This window comes from Shinella sp. NM-101, from assembly GCF_021401195.1.
GTDB lineage: Bacteria > Pseudomonadota > Alphaproteobacteria > Rhizobiales > Rhizobiaceae > Shinella.
Window position 1 is genome coordinate 241,514 of record NZ_JACBFT010000002.1, and the last position, 22,180, is coordinate 263,693.

The following is a 22,180-nucleotide window of genomic DNA, read 5'->3' on the forward strand; positions in this document are numbered from 1 at the left end:
CTCTCAGAGAAAACGGTAGAAGAACAGGGCTGTTTCCCGCGTGCCGGGGGACAGCCCTTCGTACAGGTGCCGGTCGTGGCCGCCGAGCACGAAGCCCTGGCGCAGATAGAAGCGGCAGGCGGCGACATTGTTCGTCTGGGTTTCAAGCCGGATGCCCGGAAGGGCTTTCTGTCCTGCCCAGTCGAGCGCCTGATGCATCAGCCGCTGTGCGGCGCCGGTGCCGCGCCATTGTGCGTCGAAGGCGATGTCGTCGACAAAGGCGAGGTTGTTCCAGCCGGCGGAGAGAGCGACATAGCCGACCGGTATCTCGTCGCCGACGGCAACGAAGAGCGCCTTGTCGTCGTCCGCGATATGTTCCTCCATCTCCTGCGGGTCGAAGCCGTAGGCTTTCGGGTAGGGCTCGACCGGCCGGGTGTGCGTCAGCCAGTCGCCCTCGAAAGGCGGCACGGCTTCGCGGGTCACGAGGAAGGAGAAGTCGCAGGCCGCAAGCACCGGCAGGTCTTCCGGCGTGGCGGGGCGGATCCTCACACGTTCTCCGGCCGGTCCTTCGGGTCGAACTGGATGATGGTGATCCAGTCGGCGGTCAGCGCCGGCTTGCGCTCCGCCTCGATTTCCACGGTCACGTCGTAGCGGATCGTCACCATGCCGGCGCCGCGGAAGCGGGCTTCGGCCAGGTTGAAGCGGCCGCGCACCCGCGTGCCGCTCTTCACCGGCGCCATGAAGCGAACCTTCTCGAAACCGTAGTTGATGCCCATCGTCTGCTCGATGATGCGCGGCACGCAGTCGAAGTTCATGGCCGACAGCAGAGAGAGGGTGAGAAAGCCGTGGGCGATGGTGCCGCCAAAGGGCGTTTCGGCCGCCGCGCGCGCGGGATCGGTGTGGATGAACTGGTGGTCTTCGGTCGCATCGGCGAAGCGATCGATCATCGTCTGATCGACGACGAACCATCGCGAGACGCCGAGTACCGTTCCGACGAGGGCTGGAATGTCTTTCAAATGGATATTCGCTGGCATCTGGCTTTCCCGCCCGGCTGGCGTTTCTTTTCAAGCAGTTCCGGACTCGGAATTCCTTCGCACTTTTGCTGGATTTGCTCCAGAGGAACGCCCTGCCCGGTAATCGACTTCAATACTTTTCGACAAAAATCTCCACGGCTCGCGCCTGCAGCATGCCGGCGGGCGGGTGGTTGGCGGTGAGGAGGCTCACCCATTCGCGCCCGTGCGGCGGCGGCAGGGCGAGCGCCTCATGGTCATGGGTGCGATTGATGGCGATAGCGAGGCGGACCGTGCGCCGCTGCTGCAGGTCGGGCGTTTCCAGAAGCATGAGCAGGGTGCCGGCGAAGGGGGCTTCCCAGTTCGCGACTGTCATAGGATTGCCGGCAAGCGTCAGCCATTCGACGTCGCCCGCGCCGCTGAGGAACGTGGTTTCGCCGAGGGCCGGGAAACGCCTGCGGATCGCCGAGAGCATGGCGGTGTGCTCGGCAAGCCCCTCGTCCAGCCTGTCCCAGTGCAGCCAGGTGATGGCGTTGTCCTGGCAATAGGCGTTGTTGTTGCCCTGCTGGCTGCGCCCGCCCTCGTCGCCGGCCGTCAGCATGATGGTGCCGCGCGAGAGGAAGAGGCTGGAAAGCAGGGCCTTTGCGTCCGCGCGGCGGGCGGAGAGCACTGCGCCGTCGGTCGTCTCGCCCTCCGCACCGTTGTTCCAGGAATGGTTCTCGTCGTGGCCGTCGCGGTTGTCCTCGCCGTTCGCCTCGTTGTGCTTCACCCTGTGCGAGACGAGGTCCATCAGGGTAAAGCCGTCATGGGCGGCGAGGAAGTTCACCGTGCGCGTGCGGGTTCCGCCATGGCGCGCGAAGATGTCGGAGGAGCCGGCAAGGGCGGTGACGAAGGCGCCGAGCCGGTAGCTGTCGCCGCGCCAGAACATGCGCGTGTCGTCGCGGAAGCGGTCGTTCCATTCGAGGAAGGGGGCGGGGAAATTGCCGAGCTGGTAGCCGCCCGGGCCGATGTCCCAGGGTTCGGCGATCAGCACGCGGTCCTTCAGGAGCGGATCGGCGCAGATGTCGGAAAGGAGGGCGGCGCTGGCGGAAAAGCCGTCCGCCTGCCGGCCGAGAATGGTGGCGAGGTCGAAGCGGAAGCCGTCGACGCCGGCATGGCGCACGAAATGGCAAAGGCTGTCGAGCACGAGCTGGCGCACGACGGGGTGTTCCCCGGCGATCGTGTTGCCGCAGCCGGTGTCGTTGATCAGCTCGCCCGGCCGGTCGGGCACATGGCGGTAGTAGGTGAGGTTGTCGAGGCCGCGCATGGAGAGCGTCGCGCCGTGGCGGTCGCTCTCGCCGGAATGGTTGAAGACGAGGTCGAGGATGACCCCGACGCCTTCGGCGCGCAGCGCCGCGACGGTGTCGGCGAGCTCCTTCATGCCGCCGGGCACGAGGCGCGGGTCGAGCGCCATCAGGGCGACGGGGTTATAGCCCCAGCTATTGGACAGGCCGAGCGGCGGCAGGTGGCGCTCGTCGATCCAGGCGGTGATCGGCATCAGCTCCACCGCATCGACGCCAAGGCGCTTGAGATGCGCAAGCACGGCGGGATGGGCGAGGGCGCCGACGGTGCCGCGCATTGCCTCCGGCACATCGGGATGCAGCATGGTGAAGGCACGCACGGCGATTTCGTAGACGAAGCCGCCGGGGCGGAAGATCGGCGGCTTCACCGCGACGGGCCGGTCGCGCGTGACGATCGCCTTGGGCACGATGTCGGCCGTGTCCACGCCGAAGCGGGCCAGCCGGCCGTCATGGGCGAAGCGGCGGTCCAGCTCCTTGGCATAGGGATCGACGAGCAGCTTCGCCGGATCGAACCAGAGGCCGTGGTCCGGCGAATAGACGCCGTCGGCGCGGAAGCCGTAGCGCGTGCCGGCCGCCGCGCCTTCGACGAAGACGCGGTGGAAGCCGTTCTCGTCGCGGCCCATGGCAAGGCGGGCCAACTCCCTGTCGCCCTCGTTGTCGAACAGGCAGAGATCGACGCGGGCGGCGTCGCGCGAATAGACGGCAAACTCCACCCCGTCCCCGGAGAGCGTGGCGCCCGGTGCGAAGGAGGGGGCGGTTAAGGCCATGTTACGTGATCACGCTGGGTTGGTCGCGGCCGGTGCGGGTCTTGATGCCGGCGATCTCGTCGGCCACGGCGATGAGGTCGGCAAGGGCCTCCTGCGTGTCGACGTCGTGGCGGGCGGCGTCGGGCTCGAAGCGCTCGATATAGACGCGCAGCGTGGCGCCGGACGTGCCGGTGCCCGAGAGGCGGAAGACCACGCGCGAGCCGCCCTCGAAGAGGATGCGGATGCCCTGGTTCCGGCTGACGGACTGGTCGACCGGGTCGTGATAGGCGAAATCGTCCGCCGTCTCGACCCTGAGCGCGCCGAAGCTCCTGCCGGGAAGGGTGGCGAGCTCTCCGCGCAGGTTCTCCACCAGGCCGTTCGCGGCATCGCTGTCGACCTCCTCGTAGTCGTGGCGGGAATAGTAGTTGCGCCCGTAGGTCGCCCAGTGTTGGCGGACGATGTCGATGACGCTTTCCTTGCGCACGGCGAGGATGTTGAGCCAGAGGAGGACCGCCCAGAGGCCGTCCTTCTCGCGCACATGGCTGGAGCCGGTGCCGGCGCTTTCCTCGCCGCAGATCGTCGCAAGGCCGGCGTCGAGCAGGTTACCGAAGAATTTCCAGCCGGTCGGCGTCTCGTAGAGGCCGATGCCGAGCTTTTCCGCTACGCGGTCGGCCGCGCCCGATGTCGGCATGGAGCGGGCGATGCCGGCAAGGCCCGCGGCATAGCCGGGGGCGAGATGGGCGTTGGCGGCGAGCAGCGCGAGGCTGTCGGAGGGCGTGACGAAGATGCCCTTGCCAATGATGAGATTGCGGTCGCCGTCACCGTCGGAGGCGGCGCCGAAGTCCGGCGCGTCGTCGGCCATCATCGTCTCGTAGAGCGCGCGGGCGTGGACGAGGTTCGGGTCGGGGTGATGGCCGCCGAAATCGGGCAGCGGCATGAAGTTGAGGACGGAACCCTTGACGGCGCCGAGGCGGTTTTCAAGGATTTCCTTGGCATAGGGGCCGGTGACGGCGCTCATCGCGTCGAAGACGATGCGGAAGCCGCCGGCAAGCAGCGCGCGGATCGCCTCGAAGTCGAAGAGGCTTTCCATCAGCTCGGCATAGTCGGCGACGGGGTCGATGACCGTGACGGTCATGCCCTCGATCTCGTGGGTGCCTTCAAGATCGAGGTTGACGTCCGGGACGTCGGCGATCCTGTAGCTATCGATGGCCCTGGTGCGGGCGAAGATGGCGTCGGTGATCTTCTCCGGCGCCGGGCCGCCATTGCCGATATTGTACTTGATGCCGAAGTCCTCGGTCGGGCCGCCCGGATTGTGGCTGGCCGACAGCACGATGCCGCCGAAGGCCTTGTTCTTGCGGATGACGTTGGAGGCGGCAGGCGTCGAGAGGATGCCGCCGCGGCCGACGAGGACGCGGCCGAAGCCGTTGGCCGCGGCCATCTTGATGGCAAGCTGGATGACCTCGCGGTTGTAGAAGCGGCCGTCGCCGCCGATCACCAGCGTCTCGCCCGCAAAACCCTCCAGCGAATCGAAGATCGACTGGATGAAATTCTCCGCATAGTTCTTCTGCTGGAAGACGGGGACCTTCTTGCGCAGGCCCGACGTGCCGGGCTTCTGGTCGGTGTAGGGCGTGGTCGTCACGGTCTTGATGGTCATAGGCTCATACTCGCGAAAGGAGGCTGGAATAGAGGTCGGCGTAGCGCGCGGCGCTGTTTTCCCACGAAACGTCCGACTTCATGCCCTGGTTCTGGATGCGGGCCCAGATTTTCGGTTCATGCCATGCCCTGAAGACCCGGCGCAACGCCTGGCGCAGGCCCTCGGCGTTGATCGGCGTGAACTGGAAGCCCGTGGCGACGCGGGCGGAAAGGGCGGCCTCGTTGGCGTCGATCACCGTATCGGCAAGGCCGCCGGTGCGCGCGACGACGGGGATGCAGCCATAGCGCAGGCCATAGAGCTGGGTGAGGCCGCAGGGCTCGAAGCGCGACGGGATGAGGATCGCGTCGGCGCCGGCCTGCATGAGATGGGACAGCGGCTCGTTGTAGCCGATGACGATGCCGACATGGCCGCGGTGGCGCGAGGCGGCGGCCAGCAACGCGCCTTCCAGCCCCTGGTCGCCGGAGCCGAGCACCGCGAGCTTGCCGCCGTGCTGCACGATCCAGTCGGCGACCTCGGCGATGATGTCGATGCCCTTCTGCCAGGTAAGGCGGCTGACGATGCAGAAGATCGGCCCGTCGTCCTCGACGAGGTTGAAGCGCTCGATGAGGGCCTGGCGGTTGGCCGCGCGCTTCTTCAGCGAGCCGGCCGCGAAGGGACGGGCGATGTGCGCATCCGTCTGCGGGTCCCAGACGGCGGTGTCGATGCCGTTCACGATGCCTACCAGGTCGGCCGCGCGGTCGTTGATGAGGCCTTCGAGCCCCATGCCGTATTCCGGCGTCATGATCTCGTGCGCATAGGTGGGGCTGACGGTGGTGATCGACCAGGCCGTGCGAAGGCCGCCTTTGAGGAAGCCGACGTCGCCGTAATATTCGAGCCCGTCCACGGTGAAGGCTTCCGCCGGCAGGCGCAGATCGGCGAAGATCTCCGGCCCGAACTGGCCCTGGAAGGCGAGGTTGTGCACCGTGACGATGCTGGGAATGTGCCGGAGGCCGGTGTAGCGCATGTAGACGGCCGTCATGGCCGCCTGCCAGTCGTGGGCGTGCACGATGTCGGGTTGCCAGCCGGGCAGGAGGCCGCGGGCGATTTCGGTGCCCGCGAGCGACAGTGCGGCGAAGCGCTGCCAGTTGTCGACGAAATCCTTGCCGGTGGCATCCGTATAGGGCCCGCCCTGACGGTCGAAGAAGCCCGGCGCGTCGAGCACGAGGATGTCGAGGCCCTCGTGCTTGGCGGCGAGGATGCGGGCCGGCTCCCCGAGCAGGTCCTCGAAGGTGGCGACCGGCTCTGTCTTCGCCAGGCGCTGCATGACCGCGGGATAGCCGGGCACCAGCGTGCGCATGTGGATTCCATGCCCGGCGAGCGCGATCGGCAATGCGCCGGCGACGTCGGCGAGGCCTCCCGTCTTGATGAGCGGGAATACTTCGGATGCCACCGAAAGGATTTTCATTTCCGGGCTAGAGCTCCAGCTTGTCGATCATGTTCTGGGTGATGAGGCAGATGCCGTTCTCCGACCGGCGGAAGCGGCGGGCGTCGAGCTCCGGGTCCTCGCCGACGACGAGGCCTTCGGGGATGACGACGCGGCTGTCGATGACGACATTCTTCAACTGCGCATGGCGGCCGATCATGACGTTCGGCAACACGACGGCGCCTTCGAGGCGGGAATAGGAATTGGCGCGGACGCCGGTGAACAGGAGGCTGCGGTTCAGCGAGGCGCCGGAGATGATGCAGTCCCCCGAAATCAGCGAGGAGGTCGCCGAGCCGCGGCGGTTCTCGTCGTCATGCACGAACTTGGCCGGCGGCTTGATCTCCGCGAAGGTCCAGATCGGCCAGGAACCGTCATAGATGTCGAGCTCCGGGGTGATATGCGTCAGGTCGATATTGGCCTGCCAGTAGGCGTCGATGGTGCCGACGTCGCGCCAGTAGGCCTCGCGCTCGAAATCGGAGCGCACGCAGGAGGCGGCGAAGCGGTGGGCGACGGCTTTGCCGTGCTCGACGATATAGGGGATGATGTCCTTGCCGAAGTCGCGGCTCGACGTCGGGTCGGCGGCGTCGCGGCGCAGCAGGTCCATCAGGAACTTCGTGTGGAAGACGTAGATGCCCATGGAGGCGAGCGCCATGTCCGGGTTGCCGGGAATGCCCGGCGGGTCGGCCGGCTTTTCCACGAAGGCGATGATCTCGTCCTTCTCGTCGACATGCATGACGCCGAAGCCGGTCGCCTCCATGCGCGGCACTTCCAGGCAGCCGATGGTGACCTGGGCGCCCGAATCCACATGCTGCTGGAGCATCAGCTCGTAGTCCATCTTGTAGATGTGGTCGCCGGCGAGGATGACCATGTATTCGACGCCGTAGTCCTCGATGATGTCGATGTTCTGGTAGACGGCGTCGGCGGTGCCTTCGTACCACTGGGTCTCGGAGACGCGCTGGCTGGCCGGCAGGATGTCGAAGCTCTCGTTGCGCTCCGGGCGGAAGAAGTTCCAGCCGCGCTGCATATGGCGGATCAGCGAATGGGCCTTGTACTGGGTGGCAACGCCGATGCGGCGGATACCGGAGTTCAGGGCGTTGGAAAGCGCAAAGTCGATGATGCGCGCCTTGCCGCCGAAATAGACGGCGGGCTTTGCGCGCCGGTCGGTCAGTTCCTTGAGGCGGCTGCCGCGTCCCCCCGCCAGAACATAGGCCATCGCGTCACGGGCGAGGGGTTGATTGCGCTTCTGCTCCATAGGTGTCTCCTCCCGACGAGAGCAGTTCCGGCAAAGGTAGCGTTTTGCGCCGGAACTGCGTCAAACTTTCTATGCGTCCAGCTCGAGCATCAGCGTCGCCAGCGGCGGCAGCGTGATGCTGGCTGCGATCTTTCCGTTTCCATGCTTCTTGGCCTGTACGGCGCCGCCGTTCCCCTTGCCGCTGCCGCCGTAGATCTCGGCATCGGTGTTGAGGATCTCCCGCCACCGGCCCTCCACCGGCAGCGGCACCCCGTAGTTCTCGCGGTAGACGGGGGTGAAGTTGGTGACGACGGCGATCGGCTTTTCGCCAGGCGCCTTGCGCAGCCAGGCGAAGACCGAATTGTCGCGGTCGTCGGCGATCAGCCACTCGAAGCCTTCCCCCTCGCAGTCGCGGGCATGCAGCGCGGCCTTGCGGCGATAGGTGCCGTTGAGGTCGCGCACGAGGCGCCGCATGCCTTCGTGCAGCGGATATTCGAGCAAGTTCCAGTCGAGCGTGCGGGCCTCGCTCCATTCCTGCCACTGGGCAAATTCCTGCCCCATGAAGAGCAGCTTCTTGCCGGGATAGCCCCACATGAAACCGTAATAGGCCCTGAGATTGGCGAATTTCTGCCAGTCGTCGCCGGTCATCTTGGCGATCAGCGAGCCCTTGCCGTGCACCACCTCATCGTGGCTGAGCGGCAGCACGAAGTTCTCCGTGAAGGCGTAGATGAGGCCGAAGGTCATGTCGTTGTGGTGGAACTTGCGGTGCACGGGCTCGCGCGAGAGATATTGCAGCGTGTCGTGCATGAAGCCCATGTTCCACTTGAAGCCGAAGCCGAGGCCGCCTTCATGAACGGGGGCCGAGACCTTCGGCCAGGAGGTGGATTCCTCGGCGATCGTCAGGATGCCGGGATGGGCGCCATAGACATGACGGTTCATGGATTGCAGGAAGCGGACCGCCTCCAGGTTCTCGTTACCGCCGTATTCGTTCGGGATCCATTCGCCGTGCTTGCGCGAATAGTCGAGATAGAGCATCGAGGCGACCGCATCGACGCGCAGGCCGTCGAGGTGGAACTTCTCCGCCCAGTAGAGCGCGTTGTTGATGAGATAGGCGAGCACCTCGGCGCGGCCGAAATTGTAGATCGCCGTGTTCCAGTCGGGATGATAGCCCTTGCGCGGGTCCTCGTGCTCGTAGAGCGCCGTGCCGTCGAACCAGCGCAGGCCGTGCGCGTCCGTCGGGAAATGCGCCGGCACCCAGTCGAGGATGACGCCGATGCCGACCTTGTGGCAACCGTTGACGAAGCGCGCGAAGCCCTCCGGCTCGCCGAAGCGGGCGGTCGGCGCATAAAGGCCGGTCGTCTGGTAACCCCAGGAGGGATCGAAGGGATATTCGGAAATCGGCAGGAACTCGATATGGGTGAAGCCCATGTCGATGCAGTAGGGGATGAGACGGTCGGCCATCTCGTCCCAGGTGAGGAAGCTGCCGTCATCGCGCCGCTGCCAGGAGCCGGCATGCACCTCGTAGATCGAGATCGGCTGGCGGCGGGCATCGGCGGCGGCCCAATGGGCAAGGTGCGCCTCGTCTTCCCAGTCCTGCGCAATCGGCCCGGCCGTCATCGACGCGTTGTTGGGACGCAGCTCCGAGCGGCGGGCGAAGGGGTCGGCCTTCAGCGGCAGGACCTCGCCGTTGATGCCGACGATTTCGTATTTGTAGGCGTGGCCCTCGGTGAGGCCGGGCAGGAAGATCTCCCAGATCCCGGTATCCCGGCGCAGGCGCATCGGATTGCGCCGGCCGTCCCAGTCGTTGAAATTGCCGACGATGGAGACGCGGCGGGCATTCGGCGCCCAGACGGCGAAGTGAAAGCCCTCGATGCCTTCAAGCGTCATGGGATGGGCGCCCATCCGGTCGAAGAGGCGCAGATGCGAGCCTTCGCGGATATAATAGTCGTCCATCGGGCCGAGCACGGGGCCGAAGCTGTAGGGGTCGATCACCGTCCACTCGCCGCCCTCGTTGCGGGCGCGATAGCGGATCGGCTGGAGTTTCCTGGCGGCGACCTCGCCGGCGAAGATGCCGGCTTCGTGGAACTGCGCCAGCGTTCCGATCTCCTTGCCGGCCAATGTCTCCGCCACCACCTCGGCGGCGCCGGGCAGGAAGCAGCGGGCGACGTACCTGTCGCCGACCGCATGAAGGCCGAGCACGGCGAAGGGGTCTGAGTGCCGGCTTTCCAGGATCGCGTCGATGTCCGCCTTCGCCAGAAGCTCTGACGGTGTTTCCGTCGTGCCTTGTTTCGGCGGTGCGGTCATCAGGCTCTCCAGATTTCCTTGGCGTATTGGCGAATCGTGCGGTCGGAGGAGAACCAGCCCATGCGGGCAGTGTTCCGTATGGTCTTGGAATACCAGGAGGACTTGTCGTTCCAGATGGAATCGACATCGCGCTGGGCCTTGGCATAGGCCTCGAAATCGGCCGCCACCATGAACCAGTCGTGGTTGTAGATGCCGTCGACGAGGCCGGCGAAACGGCTGCGGTCGTCGGGCGAGAAGACGCCGGAGGAAATGGCGGCGAGCGCCTGGGACAGTTCCCGCGACTGCTCGATGACGGCGCGGGGATTGTGCCCTTCGGCGCGCACCTTCGTCACCTCTTCCGCGGTCATGCCGAAGATCACGATGTTCTCCGCGCCGACATGGTCGCGCATCTCGACATTGGCGCCGTCGAGCGTGCCGATCGTCAGCGCGCCGTTGAGCGCGAACTTCATGTTGCCCGTTCCGGAGGCCTCCATGCCTGCGGTGGAGATCTGCTCGGAGAGGTCGGCGGCGGGCACCATGATCTCGGCGAGCGAGACGTTGTAGTTGGGCACGAAGACGACCTTGAGGAGGCCGCGCACGGCGGGGTCGTTGTTGATCACCTTCGCCACGTCGTTGGCGAGCTTGATGATCAGCTTGGCGTTGTAGTAGCTCGGCGCCGCCTTGCCCGCGAAGAGTTTTACGCGCGGCACCCAATCCAGTTCGGGATGCGAGCGGATCTGGTCGTAGAGCGCCACGGCCTCGATGATGTTGAGGAGCTGGCGCTTGTATTCGTGGATGCGCTTGATCTGGATGTCGAACATCGCGGCGGGATCGATGCGCACGCCCATGCGGCTGCCGACGAGATTGGCGAGGCGGTTCTTGTTCTCCCGCTTGATCGCCGCGAAGCGCTCCTGGAAATCCTTGTTGTCGGCGAAGGCGTCGAGCGCCTTCAGCGCTTCCAGGTCGCTCATGAAGCCGTCGCCGATCGCATCGCGGATCAGGCCGAACAGCCCGGGATTGCACTGCATCAGCCAGCGGCGCGGCGTGATGCCGTTGGTCTTGTTGTTGATGCGGTCCGGATAGAGCTTGTGCAGGTCGGCGAAGACCGTTTCCTTCATCAGTTCGGTGTGCAGTGCCGACACGCCGTTGATCGAATGCGAGCCGACGAAGGCGAGGTTGCCCATGCGCACGCGGCGCTCGCCCGATTCCTCGATCAGCGAGATGTTGCGGATGCGCTGGTCCTCGAAGCTCTTGTCCTTGCGGGCTTCGACGAGGATCTTCGCGTTGATCGCGTAGACGATCTGCATGTGGCGCGGCAAAAGCCGCTCGAAAAGCGGCACCGGCCAGCTTTCCAGCGCTTCGGGCAGCAGCGTGTGGTTGGTGTAGGAGAAGGTGCGGCGCGCGATGTCCCAGGCCGTGTCGAAGTCGAGGCCGTGCACGTCGATGAGGAGGCGCACCAGCTCGGCCACCGACACGGCGGGATGCGTGTCGTTGAGCTGGATGGCGACCGCGTCCGGCAGTGAGGTGAAGTCCGGATACTGCTGGAGATGGCGGCGCAGGATGTCCTGCAGGGATGCCGAGCAGAAGAAGAACTCCTGGCGAAGGCGCAGTTCCTGGCCGGCGGGCGTGGCGTCGGCCGGATAGAGAACGCGCGTCAGGCTTTCCGCCTTGTTGCTCTCGCGAAGGGCGCCGATATGGTCGCCGGCATTGAAGGCGTCGAGCAGGATCGGGTCGATGGGGTTGGCGGCCCACAGGCGCAGCGTGTTGACGCGCTTTGCCTGCCAGCCGACGGCCGGCGTGTCGTAGGCGGTCGCGATGACGCGCTCGGCGGGCTTCCACACGAAGCGCTGCCTGTCCTCGCCGATATTGATCGTCTCGACGGCGCCGCCGAAGCCGATCTCGTAGGAGCTCTCGCGGCGCTCGAATTCCCAGGGATTGCCATGGGCGAGCCAGGTTTCCGGCAGCTCGACCTGCCAGCCGTCCGCCATCTGCTGGCGGAAGAGGCCGTGCTCGTAGCGGATGCCGTAGCCGTAGGCGGGCACGTCGACGGTCGCCATGCTCTCCATGAAACAGGCGGCAAGGCGCCCGAGGCCGCCATTGCCGAGGGCGGCGTCCGGCTCCAGTTCGGCGATGACGTCGAGATCGACGCCGAGCGAGGCCAGCGCCTCGCGCATCTCGTCGAGGATGCCGATATTCGTCATGGCGTCGCGCATCAGGCGGCCGATGAGGAATTCGAGCGAGAGGTAGTAGACGCGCTTTGCGCCGGTCGCATAGGTGCGGCGCGTCGAATCCATCCACTTGTCGGTGACGCGGTCGCGGGCGACGAGAATCGCGGCGGTCAGCCAGTCATGCGGCTTGGCCACTTTCGGGTCCTTGCCGATGCGGTACTTGAGGCGTTCCAGAAGTTCCGTCGCGAGCTGTTCGCGATCCGATGACCGGGGGGCGGGTGCGAGGTCGTTGGTGGTTACCCGGTTCATCATCGGTGCGCTGTGCCCCTCGCATTACCTGCATTCATTCCGCGAAAACCGCGTTTAAATCAATTTATGCATCTATCCGAAGCGCTTGCAATATGCCTTTTCAAGAAAGGGCGCATGCATTTTCGCCATGGCTGAAACATGCCGGAAATGCCAGAAAGCCCGCCGCGCTGAGCGCGACGGGCCTTCGGGGCAGGCCTTGCCGGCGGAGGTTACTGGGTCAGGCGCGAGGCGATGGCTGCCGCGCTTTTGCCGATTTCCTCGAAAGCGGAAATGAGTCCCGTCATATCCTCTGCCGCGTAGTAGTTCGCAGAGCTCGAGGCGCAGCTTCTCAACAGCGTCTGGCCGCGCGTCGGCGCCATGAAGGCGACGGTGTATACCGTTATCTTGGCCGCCTTGGCCGCGGTGCAGGCGGTCAGCGTGTCATCGTCGGACTTCTTCGCATATGTGGTGCCGCTCTTGCCGTCGTAGTGGGTGTTCTCGCCGTCGGTCATGAAGACGATGAACTTGACCGGGTCCAACCCGCTTTTCTTCTTGTGCTCGCCGATTTCCGTCTCCTTGGACGCATCGGTCGGGGCGAGCTTCTCGTAAGCTTTTGCGAAGGCGCTGTGGGAGTCCGTGCCGCCTTCCGGCTTCTCCGGCAGGGCGTTGACGTAACTCATGGCGTTGGCCGTGCCCCAGGCGAGCGGCTTTTCCGTCTGCATGACGTCGTTGTAGGAGACGGCGCCGGCGCGCACATACTCGTTGTTGGGATCGATCTTGTTCAGCACGCCGAAGAGACTTGCCACCGCGGTCTTCAGGGCGCCGATCTTCCTGACGTAGCACGGCGTCGTCGCCTTTGGATTGCCGCCCCAGTTCGAGCTGGTCCAGTTCTGGCAGGCCACGGTCGTGCTTGCGATCTCGTTCGTCTGGAACGACATCGAGCCGGACCTGTCCAGCACGAGGAACATGGACAGCGCGTTCTTCGACCCGGTCGCGCTTTCGGCCGTCCCGGCGGCAGAGATCGTGCTCGACGTCTGGCCCATCAGGCGGGTGAGGGCATTGAATTCGACCTTGAGGTCGGAGGACGTGCTGACCTTGAACGACTTGGCGCTGCCGGCAAGAGCCTTTTCCTGGATGTCGACCTTGAAGGCGGAAGCCGCGCTCGAATCGGCGGTCTTGTTGGTCATCTGGGTCTTGAAGAAGGTCAGGGCGATCGCCTTGGCCTCGGTGACGCTCTTCTTGTCGCTCGACAGGGCGGAGGCGGCGGCCAGCGCGGCGCTGTCGAGCGCATCCTGCAATTCTGCCTTCTTCAACACCATGTTGCTGAGGTCCATGGCAAAGCCGCCGGCGGCCAGGATCACCGGCAGAGCGAATGCCGTCATCATCGCGAAATTGCCTCGGCGGTCACTGCCGAGCCGGGACAGCAACATGCGTTTCTGCGTCATCTTCGTCATGAGACTTCACCCACCATCGTCATAATGTTGGCTGAAGCTAGCAGGGAAATGTTATTCAACGGTTCGGGCGCGTGGTATAGTTTTCGTAAAATTCGAGGGGTCCCGAAGTTCTGCCGTTCACGGCTGTTTCCAAACGGGAATCGGCCTTACGGATGCCGCACCGGGATGACGTCGACGGCCTGGGTGGTCCGGTGCTGGCCGTAGCCCTTCAGCACGCCGATGACCGGGGCGACGTCGGCATAGTCGCGTCCGTAGGCGACGACGATGTGGTCGGTGCCTGCGGGAATGTCGTTGGTCGGGTCGAGCTCCATCCAGCCGTTCACCCGGCCGCACCAGAACCGCACCCAGGCATGCATGGCGTCCGCCCCTTCCAGCCGCTCCTTGCCCGGCGGCGGGATCGTGCGCAGGAAGCCGCTGACATAGCCGGCCGGAATGCCGAGACTTCTCAGCGCCACGATCATCACATGGGAAAAATCCTGGCACACGCCGCGCTTTAGCTTGAAGGCCTCGCGCGGGGTCGTGTCGACGCCGGTCGCCTCGGGGTCGTAGGTGAAGTCCTTGTGGATGCGGGCGCAGATGGCCGTCGCGACCGCGCGGATCGTCATGCCGGGCCGTGCGAGCGCGCGGGCATATTCGGCGATTTCCCGGCAATCACCGAGGCGGGGGCTCGGACCGGTGAAGTGGTGCGGGGAGCCGGCATCGAGCGACCAGTATCCCGCGATCTCCTCCGGCAGGTCGGCGACGAGCGGGGAGAAATCCGCCACCGGCTCCGGCGTGTCGACATGGACGCGCGCCTGCATGCGGATGTCGAGGCTCTCGTGCTGGCTGCGAAAGAGGACCGCGCTCATCGGATTGTCGAAGAAATCGTGATGGTCGACCCGCTCGCCCGGCGCCGGCGCGACGCCGACCGTGCCGGCAACCAGCCGCTGGCGCCCGCTTATCGAGAGCGGCAGCACGCGCACGATATGCCGGCCGCCGGAAACCGGCGTGTCGTAGAGGTAGCTTATATGGAGGTTGACGTCATAGAGCATGGTCGCAGCGCCTCCCCTTTGCTCAGCTCAGATAGGTCTGGGCGAGAATGTCCGACAGCTTTTCGAGTTCGGCCTCCAGGCGCTCGTAGACCGCATCCGTCATCGTCTCCGGCGTCATCACCGCAAGCCCCGCATGAAGGCGCATGGCCTCGCGGTAGAAGGGCGACATCTGGCCGTTGGCATAGGCGTCCGGCAGTTGCTCGATCTCGTTCTTGATCTCGTTGAGCTGGTAGAGGATCGAGCGGGGGTTGAGTGCATCGAGTGCCAGCAGGTCGGTGACGGTGAGGTGGGCCGTGGCCACGTTGTAGCGGCGGCGGTGGGTCATGACGCTGTCGCCGATCTCCAGCAGCATGTCGAGCGCGCCGTCGGGCGCGTCCTCGCCGGAGAGGTGGCCGAGCAGGCGCGTCATGTGCAGGCCGCGTTCGAGATAGCGGCCGATGGACAGGAACCGCCAGCCGGTGAAGCGATACATGTTCTCGTGCACAAGGCCGGCGAAGCCCGCGAGCTTGCGCAGCAGCACCGTCATGGCGCGCGTCGCGTCGTCGCCGGGCTCGATGCTGACATGGAAGCGGCGGGCGGTCTTGGAGAGGTCGTTCAGTGCCAGCCAGCCGTCCGGCGAGAAGCGGTCGCGGATGTTGCTGGCGGAGAAGACGGCGCTGTCGATGTTGCGGATGAGGCTGGTCGGCACCGCCTCGGCCGTGTCGATGTCGAGGGCGTCGAGATAGTCGGTGACGTCCTTGAGGAGCGGCTGCTCGGGGTCGGCATATTCGGCGTAGCGGCCGTGCCAGGCGCGCAGCACGCGCAGCGCCCCCTCCGACCGCTCGATATAGCGGCCGAGCCAGAAGAGGTTGTCGGCCGCCCGGCTCGGCAGGCTGCCGGGCATGGTGCGGGTGAATTCCTCCTCCGCCGGCAGCAGCGAGGTGCGCTCGACGGGCTTGCGGCTGACGATCCACACGTCGGCGGCCGAGCCGCCTTCCTGCATGGCGATGGCCGAGACGTTGTCGCCCGAGCCGATGCGGGCGAAGCCGCCAGGCATGATCTGCCAGCCGTCACGGGTGCGGGCGGCGAAGACGCGCAGCGACATCGGCCGCGGCACCAGCCTGCCATCCACGAAGGCGGGCGTGGTGGAGAGCGTGACGGCTTCCTGGCCGACGAGCCTGGCGCCGTCGGTCGCCAGCCATTCGGTGATCGACTGCCTGGCCGTGTCGCGCAGGCCCGAGCCGAGCACGGACTGTCCGTTGTCGTCGAAGAAGGGGCGGGTGGAATAGGCCGGGCCGATCACCATGCGCCCGACATTGGCGGCGACATGCGCACGCTCTTCCTTCTGGCCGCACCACCAGGTGGCGATGGAGGGAAGGCGCTGCTCCTCGCCCAGCAGGTGGCGACAGATGTTCGGCAGGAAGGCGAGGAAGGCGCGCGTTTCAACGATGCCGGCGCCGAGTGCATTGACGAAGGTGACGGAGCCGGAACGCAGCGCCTCGACCATGCCGGGCGTGCCGATATGGGAGTTCTGGTTGAGCTCCAGCGGATCGGCGAAGGCGGCGTCGAGGCGGCGCCAGAGCACGCCGACGGGCTTGAGGCCGGCGACCGTGCGCACCATGACCCTGCCGCCGACGACCGTCAGGTCCTCGCCCTCCAGCAGCATGAAGCCGAGATAGCGGGCGATGTAGGCGTGCTCGAAATAGGTTTCGTTGGCAAGGCCGGGCGTCAGGACGGCGATACGGTCGTCCGGGGCCTTGCCGGCCTGCAGCGTGCTGCGGAAGGCGCCGAAGAAGCCGGCGAGGCGGTGGGCATGGGTCTCGGCATAGACGTCGGAGAAGGCGCGCGTCGTCGCCACGCGGTTTTCGAGCGCGAAGCCGGCGCCGGAGGGGGCCTGCGTGCGGTCGGAGAGGACCCACCAGTTGCCATCAGGCCCGCGGCCGATCTCGAAGGAGACGAAGTGCAGGAAATGCCGGCCGGCCGGCTGCACGCCGACGAGCGGGCGGAGGAACTCGTCGTTGGAGGCGACGAGGGCGGGCGGCAGGAGGCCGTTCGCGACGAGCGCGTTCGTGCCGTAGATGTCGGCGACGACGGCCTCCAGCAGTTCGGCGCGCTGCACGAGGCCGCGCGACAGGCTCTCCCACTCGTCCTCGTCGATGAGGACCGGAATGTGGGAAAGCGGCCAGGCGCGGTCGGTGCCGGCCTCCTTGCCGTAGGCGCGGTAGAAGACGCCGGCGTCGCGCAGGTACCGGTCGGCGCGCGCGAAGCGGCCGGCGAGCTCGGTCTCGTCCATGCGCTCGAGCGCCGAGAGGAAGGGGCGCCAGACGGGGCGCACCCGGCCTTCCGTATCGACCATCTCGTCGGCGACGCCGGGAAGCGGCGCATAGGCGCGCGCGGGCGCGTCCGCTAGCGCGGCCTCGATGCGTTCGGCTTGCGCATTCGTGGTCTTCAATCGATGTCTCCCAGGAGGCTGCGGCATTTTCGCTTTTCCCGAATCGCGAACACGCTCCAGCCCTTTGTTATCATGCAATTCCGGACGCAAAACCGCTGCGCACTTTTTCCGGAACTGCTTCAGATCCCGGGCGGCCGGCGCAGATCCAGCGTCAGCGGGAAATCCGCCGGCGGTGTTTCCGGCCACAGCGTATAGCCGCCCGCCCTGTGCCCCCATGGCTCGAACCGCGCCAGCCGGCGCGCCTCGGCCTCGTTGCCGTTTACCGGGAAGGTCTCATAGTTGCGTCCTCCCGGATGGGCAACGTGATAAATGCAGCCCCCGATCGCTCTGCGCGACCATGTATCATAAATGTCGAAAGTAAGCGGGGTGTTGACGGGCAGGACGGGATGCAGGCCCGAGGCCGGCTGCCAGGCCTTGAAGCGCACGCCCGCGACCGAGACGCCTTTCGTTCCCGTGGATTTCAGCGGTACCGGACGGCCGTTGCACGCGACGGCGTAGCGCTCGGGATTGGCGGTTTCCAGCTTCACCTGCAGGCGCTCGACGGAGCTGTCGACATAGCGCACCGTGCCGCCGATCGCGCCCTGCTCGCCCATGACGTGCCAGGGCTCCAGCGCCTGCCGCAGTTCGAGGTTCGCGCCCTCGTATTCCACCTCGCCGCAGAAGGGAAAGCGGAATTCGAGCTGTGCGGCGAACCATTCCGGGCGCAGATCGAAGCCGTTCGTCCTGAGGTCGGTAAGGACGTCGAGGAAATCCTGCCAGACATAGTGCGGCAGCATGAAACGGTCGTGCAGCGTGGTGCCCCAGCGCACGAAGCCGCCCTCGGCCGGGTTCTGCCAGAAGCGGGCGATGAGGGCACGCACGAGGAGTTGCTGGGCAAGACTCATGCGGGCGTTCGGCGGCATCTCGAAGCCGCGGAACTCGACGAGGCCGAGCCGGCCGGTCGGCCCGTCCGGCGAGAAGAGCTTGTCGATGCAGATTTCCGAGCGGTGCGTGTTGCCGGTGACATCCGTCAGGAGGTTGCGGAAGAGGCGGTCGACGAGCCAGGGCAGCGGCGGGGCGCCTTCGCCGGGGCGCGGCACCTGCGACAGCGCGATCTCCAGTTCGTAGAGCGCATCGTGCCGGGCCTCGTCGATGCGCGGGGCCTGGCTGGTCGGGCCGATGAAGAGGCCGGAGAAGAGGTAGGAGAGCGAGGGATGGCGCTGCCAGTGCAGAACGAGGCTCTTCAGGAGGTCCGGGCGGCGCAGGAACGGGCTGTCGTTCGGGTTCGCGCCGCCGACGACCACATGGTTGCCGCCGCCGGTGCCGGTGTGGCGGCCGTCGATCATGAACTTGTCGGCGCCGAGGCGGCACTGGCGCGCCTCCTCGTAGATCGCCGTGGTGATGCCGACGCAGTCGTCCCAGTTGGAGGCCGGGTGGATGTTGACCTCGATGACACCGGGGTCGGGCGCGACGCGGATGACATTCACGCGCTCGTCGTGCGGCGGGGCATAGCCCTCGATATGGACGGGCAGGCCAAGCCTGTCGGCGGCGCGCTCGGCGGCGGTCACCAGTTCGAGATAGTCCTCGATCCGCTCGACGGGCGGCATGAAGATACACAGGCGACCGTCGCGGGCCTCGACGCTCATCGCGGTGCGCACCGCGCCGGCAATGTCGCTGCGGACCTGTTCGACGCGCTCCTGTCCGGCCTCGCCCGGCTGGAACGAAGCCTCGGCCATCGCGCGGCCGCGTTCGGCGAAATCCGGCAGCGGAGGTCTGGCCTCGGAGGGATCGGCGGGATTGATGTAGGGATAGTCCGAGGGCGCCAGGTGGGGCAGCGTGCCGAGCGGCAGGCGGTAGCCGACGGGGCTGTCGCCCGGCACGAGGAAGATCTTGCCGCGGCGGGTGCGCCACTTCTCGCTGATCCAGCGCTGGCCTTCGGCGCGGGCGTTCCAGGCCTGGATTGGCAGGATATGGCCGGTCGGCTCGGTCAGGCCGCGCTCGAAGACGCGGGCGATGCGGCTCCTTTCCTCCGGGTCCTTCAGCTTCGAATTGGACGGGTCGACATTGTCAGGCAGGTTGCCTTCCTTGACGATCCATTCGGCGGGGTCCTCGTAGGCCGGCTGTACCATGTCCGGCTCGACGCCGAGTTCCTCGGCGATGCCGGTGAGGATGGCCTTCGCGTCGGCCTGCCCGACGCCGGCATCGCTGCCTTCCTCGGCAATCAGGTCGGCGTTTCGCCAGATCGGCTTGCCGTCGCGCCGCCAGTAGAGCGAGAAGGTCCAGCGCGGCAGGCTTTCGCCGGGATACCACTTGCCCTGCCCGTAATGCAGGAAGCCGCCCGGCGCGAAGCGCTCGCGCAGCCGCCGGATCAGCGTGTCGGCCTTCTCGCGCTTGGTGGGGCCGACGGCGGCGGTGTTCCATTCCTCCGATTCGAAATCGTCGATGGAGACGAAGGTCGGCTCGCCGCCCATGGTGAGGCGGACGTCATTGGCCGAGAGCATGTCATCGACGTCGCGGCCGAGCGCGTTCAGCGCCTCCCAGCTCTCGTCGGAGAAGGGTTTGGTGATGCGCGGGTGCTCGGCGACGCGGGTGACCGTCATGGCGAAGTCGAATTCGGTGTTCGCCGTGCCGAAATAGCCGCCGCTGATGGGAGCGGCGTTGCGATAGTGCGGGGTGGCGGCGAGCGGGATGTGGCTTTCGCCGGTCAGAAGGCCGGAAGTCGGATCGAGGCCGATCCAGCCGGCGCCAGGAATGTAGACCTCGCACCAGGCGTGCAGGTCCGTGAAATCGACCTCGGTGCCGGAGGGGCCGTCGAGCGCCTTGAGGTCGGGCGTCAACTGGATGAGGTAGCCGGAGACGAAGCGGGCGGCCAAACCGAGATTGCGCAGGATCTGGACGAGCAGCCAGCTCGAATCGCGGCACGAGCCCCGCGCGATGGTCAGCGTTTCCTCCGGCGACTGCACGCCGGGCTCCATGCGGATGACGTAGCCGATCTCCTGCTGCAGCCGTGCATTGAGGCCGACAACCATGTCGACCGTGCGCTGGCGCGAACGGTCGACGGTCGCCATGAAGGCTCCGAGTGCCGGGCCCATCGGCTCGGGCGTGCGGTAGATCGCCAGGTCTTCGGCAAGGTCCTCCGGGTAATCGAAGGGCCAGTGCTCGGCCTCCTCCTCCACGAAGAAGTCGAAGGGATTGTAGACCGTCATGTCGGCGACGAGGTCGACCTCGATCTTCAGTTCCGTGACCGGATCGGGGAAGACGTAGCGGGCGAGATAGTTGCCGTAGGGATCCTGCTGGAGGTTCACGAAGTGGTTTTCGGGCGAGACCTTCAGCGAATGGCTGATGACCCTGGTCCTGGAATGCGCCGCCGGCTTCAGCCGGATGATCTGGGGTCCGAGACGGACCGGGTTGTCGTATCTGTAGTGGGTCAGGTGGTAGATACCGGCCTTGATCGACATACGCTTTCTGTTCCCCTCGGTGACGGTCTCATGCCGTCATCGCGGGGAGTTTGTGCAATGCGAAGAGAGATTGCAAGCGAAGAGGTGCCGGCGGGGGCCGGCACCCGGCCTCGGGGGCTCAGCGGGTCATGGCGACCAGCGAGAAATGCGCGCCCTGCGGATCGAGGCAGTTGATAATCCAGGCGCCGCCCGGCACCTCCATCGGCTCCATCAGGATCCTGCCGCCGCCGTCGGTCACCCGCCTGCCGGCGGCATCCAGCCCTTCGACGACGAAATAATAGCCCCAGAAGGGTGGGGCAGGCAGGTCGGCGGGCTTCGTCATCATGCCGCCGACGGCATCGCCGCCACGCACGGAGAAAGTCTGGTAGATGCCCATGCCGCCTTCCGACATGTCCATGGCCCTGTCCTTCGTCCAGCCGAAGGTCTTGGCGTAGAAGTCCCAGGCACCGTCGAGGTCGCCGGCCATCAGTTCGTTCCAGCCGATATGGCCGGGCTTCATCATGCCGGGCTGGTCCGGGGCGTCGTCCTCGGTATTGAAGAGGCAGAAGACCGCGCCGTGCGGATCGGCGACCACGGCGAAGCGGCCGACGCCGGGAATATCCTCCGGCTGGCGATGGATCGCACCGCCATAGGCGGCGATGTCCTTCACCGTCTTTTCGATGTCGTCGGTAAAGATGTAGCCCATCCACATCGCGGGCATGCCCCCGGCCTCGGCGGGGACCTCCATCATGCCGGCCACCTGGCTCTCCCCGGCATAGGCGAGGGTGTAGTTCATGCCCTCCATGCCGGAATCCCTCGTCGACCAGCCGACCACCGACGCATAGAAGCGTTCGGCAGCGGGCACGTCCGGGGTCATCAGTTCGTACCAGCAGAACCGGCCATAGTCCTTGTGCATCGGTCTTTCCTCTTGTCCGTTGGGGTCGGGTGGTTCAGTCGCAGCAGGATTGCGCCTTTTGCGCGCCGGCATACTCGTCCTTCCGCCTGACGAAGCTGAGGGTGCCGGTCTCGTTGCGGCCCTTGGGCGCGCGGTCGAGGATCATCAGCGTGCCGAGCGCCTCCTCGCCGCCGCGGGCATAGTCGGAATAGGTGTGGTAGACCGTGCCTTCCCCATCCTTGAAGAAGGCGCTGAGGCCGGGAAGTTCGTCATGGGCGTCCGCCGCGTCGGTCTCGCGGTAATTGTACATGACCTTGCCGCTGGCCAGTTCCTCCTTCGTGAAGGAGACGTGGTAGTCGAAGTTGAAGTCGCTGCCGTGGGAGGAAACCCAGGGAAATTTCCAGCCCATGCGCTTCCTGTAGGCCTTCAGCTTTTCCAGCGGCGCGCGGGAGGCGGCGATCATCGTGACGTCGTGGTTGTTGAGATGCGGCAGCATGCCGTCGATATGATCCGCCATGAAGGAGCAACCGGGGCAGCCGGCGTCCCAATCCGGGCCATACATGAAGTGGTAGACGATGAGCTGGCTGCGGCCGTCGAACAGCTCCGCCAGCGTCCTGCGGCCTTGCGGCGTGTCGAAGGTGTAGGCCTTGTCGACCTTGACCCAGGGGAGGGCGAGGCGCTCGGCGCGCACCCTGTCGCGCAGCTTCGTTTCCTCCTTCTCCAGGGCGAGCAGGGCCTTGCGGGCGGCCAGCCACGCCTGCCGGGATACGATCTCGTGGTTCGGTCTCATGC

The 22,180-nt window shown here is 66.1% G+C and carries 14 protein-coding genes; all 14 read right to left on the reverse strand.

Annotated features, from left to right (window positions below; genetic code table 11):
- Positions 1-3: 3 nt before the first annotated feature.
- Complete coding sequence (locus L0976_RS04985; RefSeq protein ID WP_234186381.1) at positions 4-528, reverse strand: GNAT family N-acetyltransferase; 525 nt, start codon at positions 526-528, stop codon at positions 4-6.
- Positions 525-1,013, reverse strand: a complete 489-nt coding sequence (locus L0976_RS04990; RefSeq protein ID WP_234186382.1) for a MaoC family dehydratase — start codon at positions 1,011-1,013, stop codon at positions 525-527. The genes L0976_RS04985 and L0976_RS04990 overlap by 4 nt, the downstream gene beginning before the upstream one ends.
- 109 nt (positions 1,014-1,122) lie before the next feature.
- Positions 1,123-3,096 (reverse strand): glycogen debranching protein GlgX, encoded by a 1,974-nt coding sequence (gene glgX, locus L0976_RS04995; protein WP_234186383.1) that lies wholly within the window; start codon positions 3,094-3,096, stop codon positions 1,123-1,125.
- A gap of 1 nt (position 3,097) precedes the next feature.
- Positions 3,098-4,729: an alpha-D-glucose phosphate-specific phosphoglucomutase gene (locus L0976_RS05000; RefSeq protein ID WP_234186384.1), complete on the reverse strand. Its 1,632-nt coding sequence runs from the start codon at positions 4,727-4,729 to the stop codon at positions 3,098-3,100.
- A 4-nt stretch (positions 4,730-4,733) separates the two neighbouring features.
- Positions 4,734-6,173, reverse strand: a complete 1,440-nt coding sequence (glgA, locus tag L0976_RS05005; RefSeq protein WP_234186385.1) for a glycogen synthase GlgA — start codon at positions 6,171-6,173, stop codon at positions 4,734-4,736.
- A 7-nt stretch (positions 6,174-6,180) separates the two neighbouring features.
- Positions 6,181-7,443, reverse strand: a complete 1,263-nt coding sequence (gene glgC, locus L0976_RS05010; protein ID WP_203316094.1) for a glucose-1-phosphate adenylyltransferase — start codon at positions 7,441-7,443, stop codon at positions 6,181-6,183.
- 69 nt (positions 7,444-7,512) lie between these two features.
- Positions 7,513-9,726 (reverse strand): 1,4-alpha-glucan branching protein GlgB, encoded by a 2,214-nt coding sequence (gene glgB / locus L0976_RS05015; RefSeq protein WP_203316093.1) that lies wholly within the window; start codon positions 9,724-9,726, stop codon positions 7,513-7,515.
- Positions 9,726-12,185 carry a glycogen/starch/alpha-glucan phosphorylase gene (locus L0976_RS05020; protein WP_370643579.1) on the reverse strand — a complete coding sequence of 820 codons (2,460 nt, stop codon included), beginning with the start codon at positions 12,183-12,185 and terminating at the stop codon, positions 9,726-9,728. Before L0976_RS05020 ends, glgB begins: the two co-directional genes overlap by 1 nt.
- Positions 12,186-12,391: 206 nt before the next feature.
- Entirely contained in the window at positions 12,392-13,615 is a 1,224-nt protein-coding gene (locus L0976_RS05025; RefSeq protein ID WP_370643580.1) for a pilus assembly protein TadG-related protein, read from the reverse strand.
- Positions 13,616-13,761: 146 nt separating this feature from the next.
- Complete coding sequence (locus tag L0976_RS05030) at positions 13,762-14,646, reverse strand: transglutaminase family protein (RefSeq protein ID WP_234186386.1); 885 nt, start codon at positions 14,644-14,646, stop codon at positions 13,762-13,764.
- Positions 14,647-14,668: 22 nt separating this feature from the next.
- Positions 14,669-17,104, reverse strand: coding sequence for a circularly permuted type 2 ATP-grasp protein (locus tag L0976_RS05035; RefSeq protein ID WP_370643581.1), 2,436 nt, complete (start codon positions 17,102-17,104; stop codon positions 14,669-14,671).
- Between the two features lie 92 nt (positions 17,105-17,196).
- The gene (locus tag L0976_RS05040) at positions 17,197-20,514 is read right to left on the reverse strand and encodes a DUF2126 domain-containing protein (protein WP_234186387.1); all 3,318 of its coding nucleotides are present in this window, start codon (positions 20,512-20,514) and stop codon (positions 17,197-17,199) included.
- A gap of 118 nt (positions 20,515-20,632) precedes the next feature.
- On the reverse strand, positions 20,633-21,409 hold the full coding sequence (locus tag L0976_RS05045) for a VOC family protein (RefSeq protein WP_234186388.1): 777 nt from the start codon (positions 21,407-21,409) through the stop codon (positions 20,633-20,635).
- Positions 21,410-21,443: 34 nt separating this feature from the next.
- Complete coding sequence (locus L0976_RS05050) at positions 21,444-22,178, reverse strand: thioredoxin family protein (protein ID WP_234186389.1); 735 nt, start codon at positions 22,176-22,178, stop codon at positions 21,444-21,446.
- Between the last annotated feature and the right edge of the window lie 2 nt (positions 22,179-22,180).

Coding starts and splice junctions, on each gene's coding strand:
- glgX (WP_234186383.1), bottom strand. CDS start 3,096: ATGGCCTTAACCGCCCCCTCCTTCGCACCGGGCGCCACGCTCTCCGGG.
- glgC (WP_203316094.1), bottom strand. CDS start 7,443: ATGGAGCAGAAGCGCAATCAACCCCTCGCCCGTGACGCGATGGCCTAT.
- L0976_RS05025 (WP_370643580.1), bottom strand. CDS start 13,615: ATGACGAAGATGACGCAGAAACGCATGTTGCTGTCCCGGCTCGGCAGT.
- glgA (WP_234186385.1), bottom strand. CDS start 6,173: ATGAAAATCCTTTCGGTGGCATCCGAAGTATTCCCGCTCATCAAGACG.
- L0976_RS05030 (WP_234186386.1), bottom strand. CDS start 14,646: ATGCTCTATGACGTCAACCTCCATATAAGCTACCTCTACGACACGCCG.
- L0976_RS05020 (WP_370643579.1), bottom strand. CDS start 12,185: ATGATGAACCGGGTAACCACCAACGACCTCGCACCCGCCCCCCGGTCA.
- L0976_RS04990 (WP_234186382.1), bottom strand. CDS start 1,013: ATGCCAGCGAATATCCATTTGAAAGACATTCCAGCCCTCGTCGGAACG.
- L0976_RS05040 (WP_234186387.1), bottom strand. CDS start 20,514: ATGTCGATCAAGGCCGGTATCTACCACCTGACCCACTACAGATACGAC.
- L0976_RS05000 (WP_234186384.1), bottom strand. CDS start 4,729: ATGACCATCAAGACCGTGACGACCACGCCCTACACCGACCAGAAGCCC.
- L0976_RS05045 (WP_234186388.1), bottom strand. CDS start 21,409: ATGCACAAGGACTATGGCCGGTTCTGCTGGTACGAACTGATGACCCCG.
- glgB (WP_203316093.1), bottom strand. CDS start 9,726: ATGACCGCACCGCCGAAACAAGGCACGACGGAAACACCGTCAGAGCTT.
- L0976_RS05035 (WP_370643581.1), bottom strand. CDS start 17,104: ATGCCGCAGCCTCCTGGGAGACATCGATTGAAGACCACGAATGCGCAA.
- L0976_RS05050 (WP_234186389.1), bottom strand. CDS start 22,178: ATGAGACCGAACCACGAGATCGTATCCCGGCAGGCGTGGCTGGCCGCC.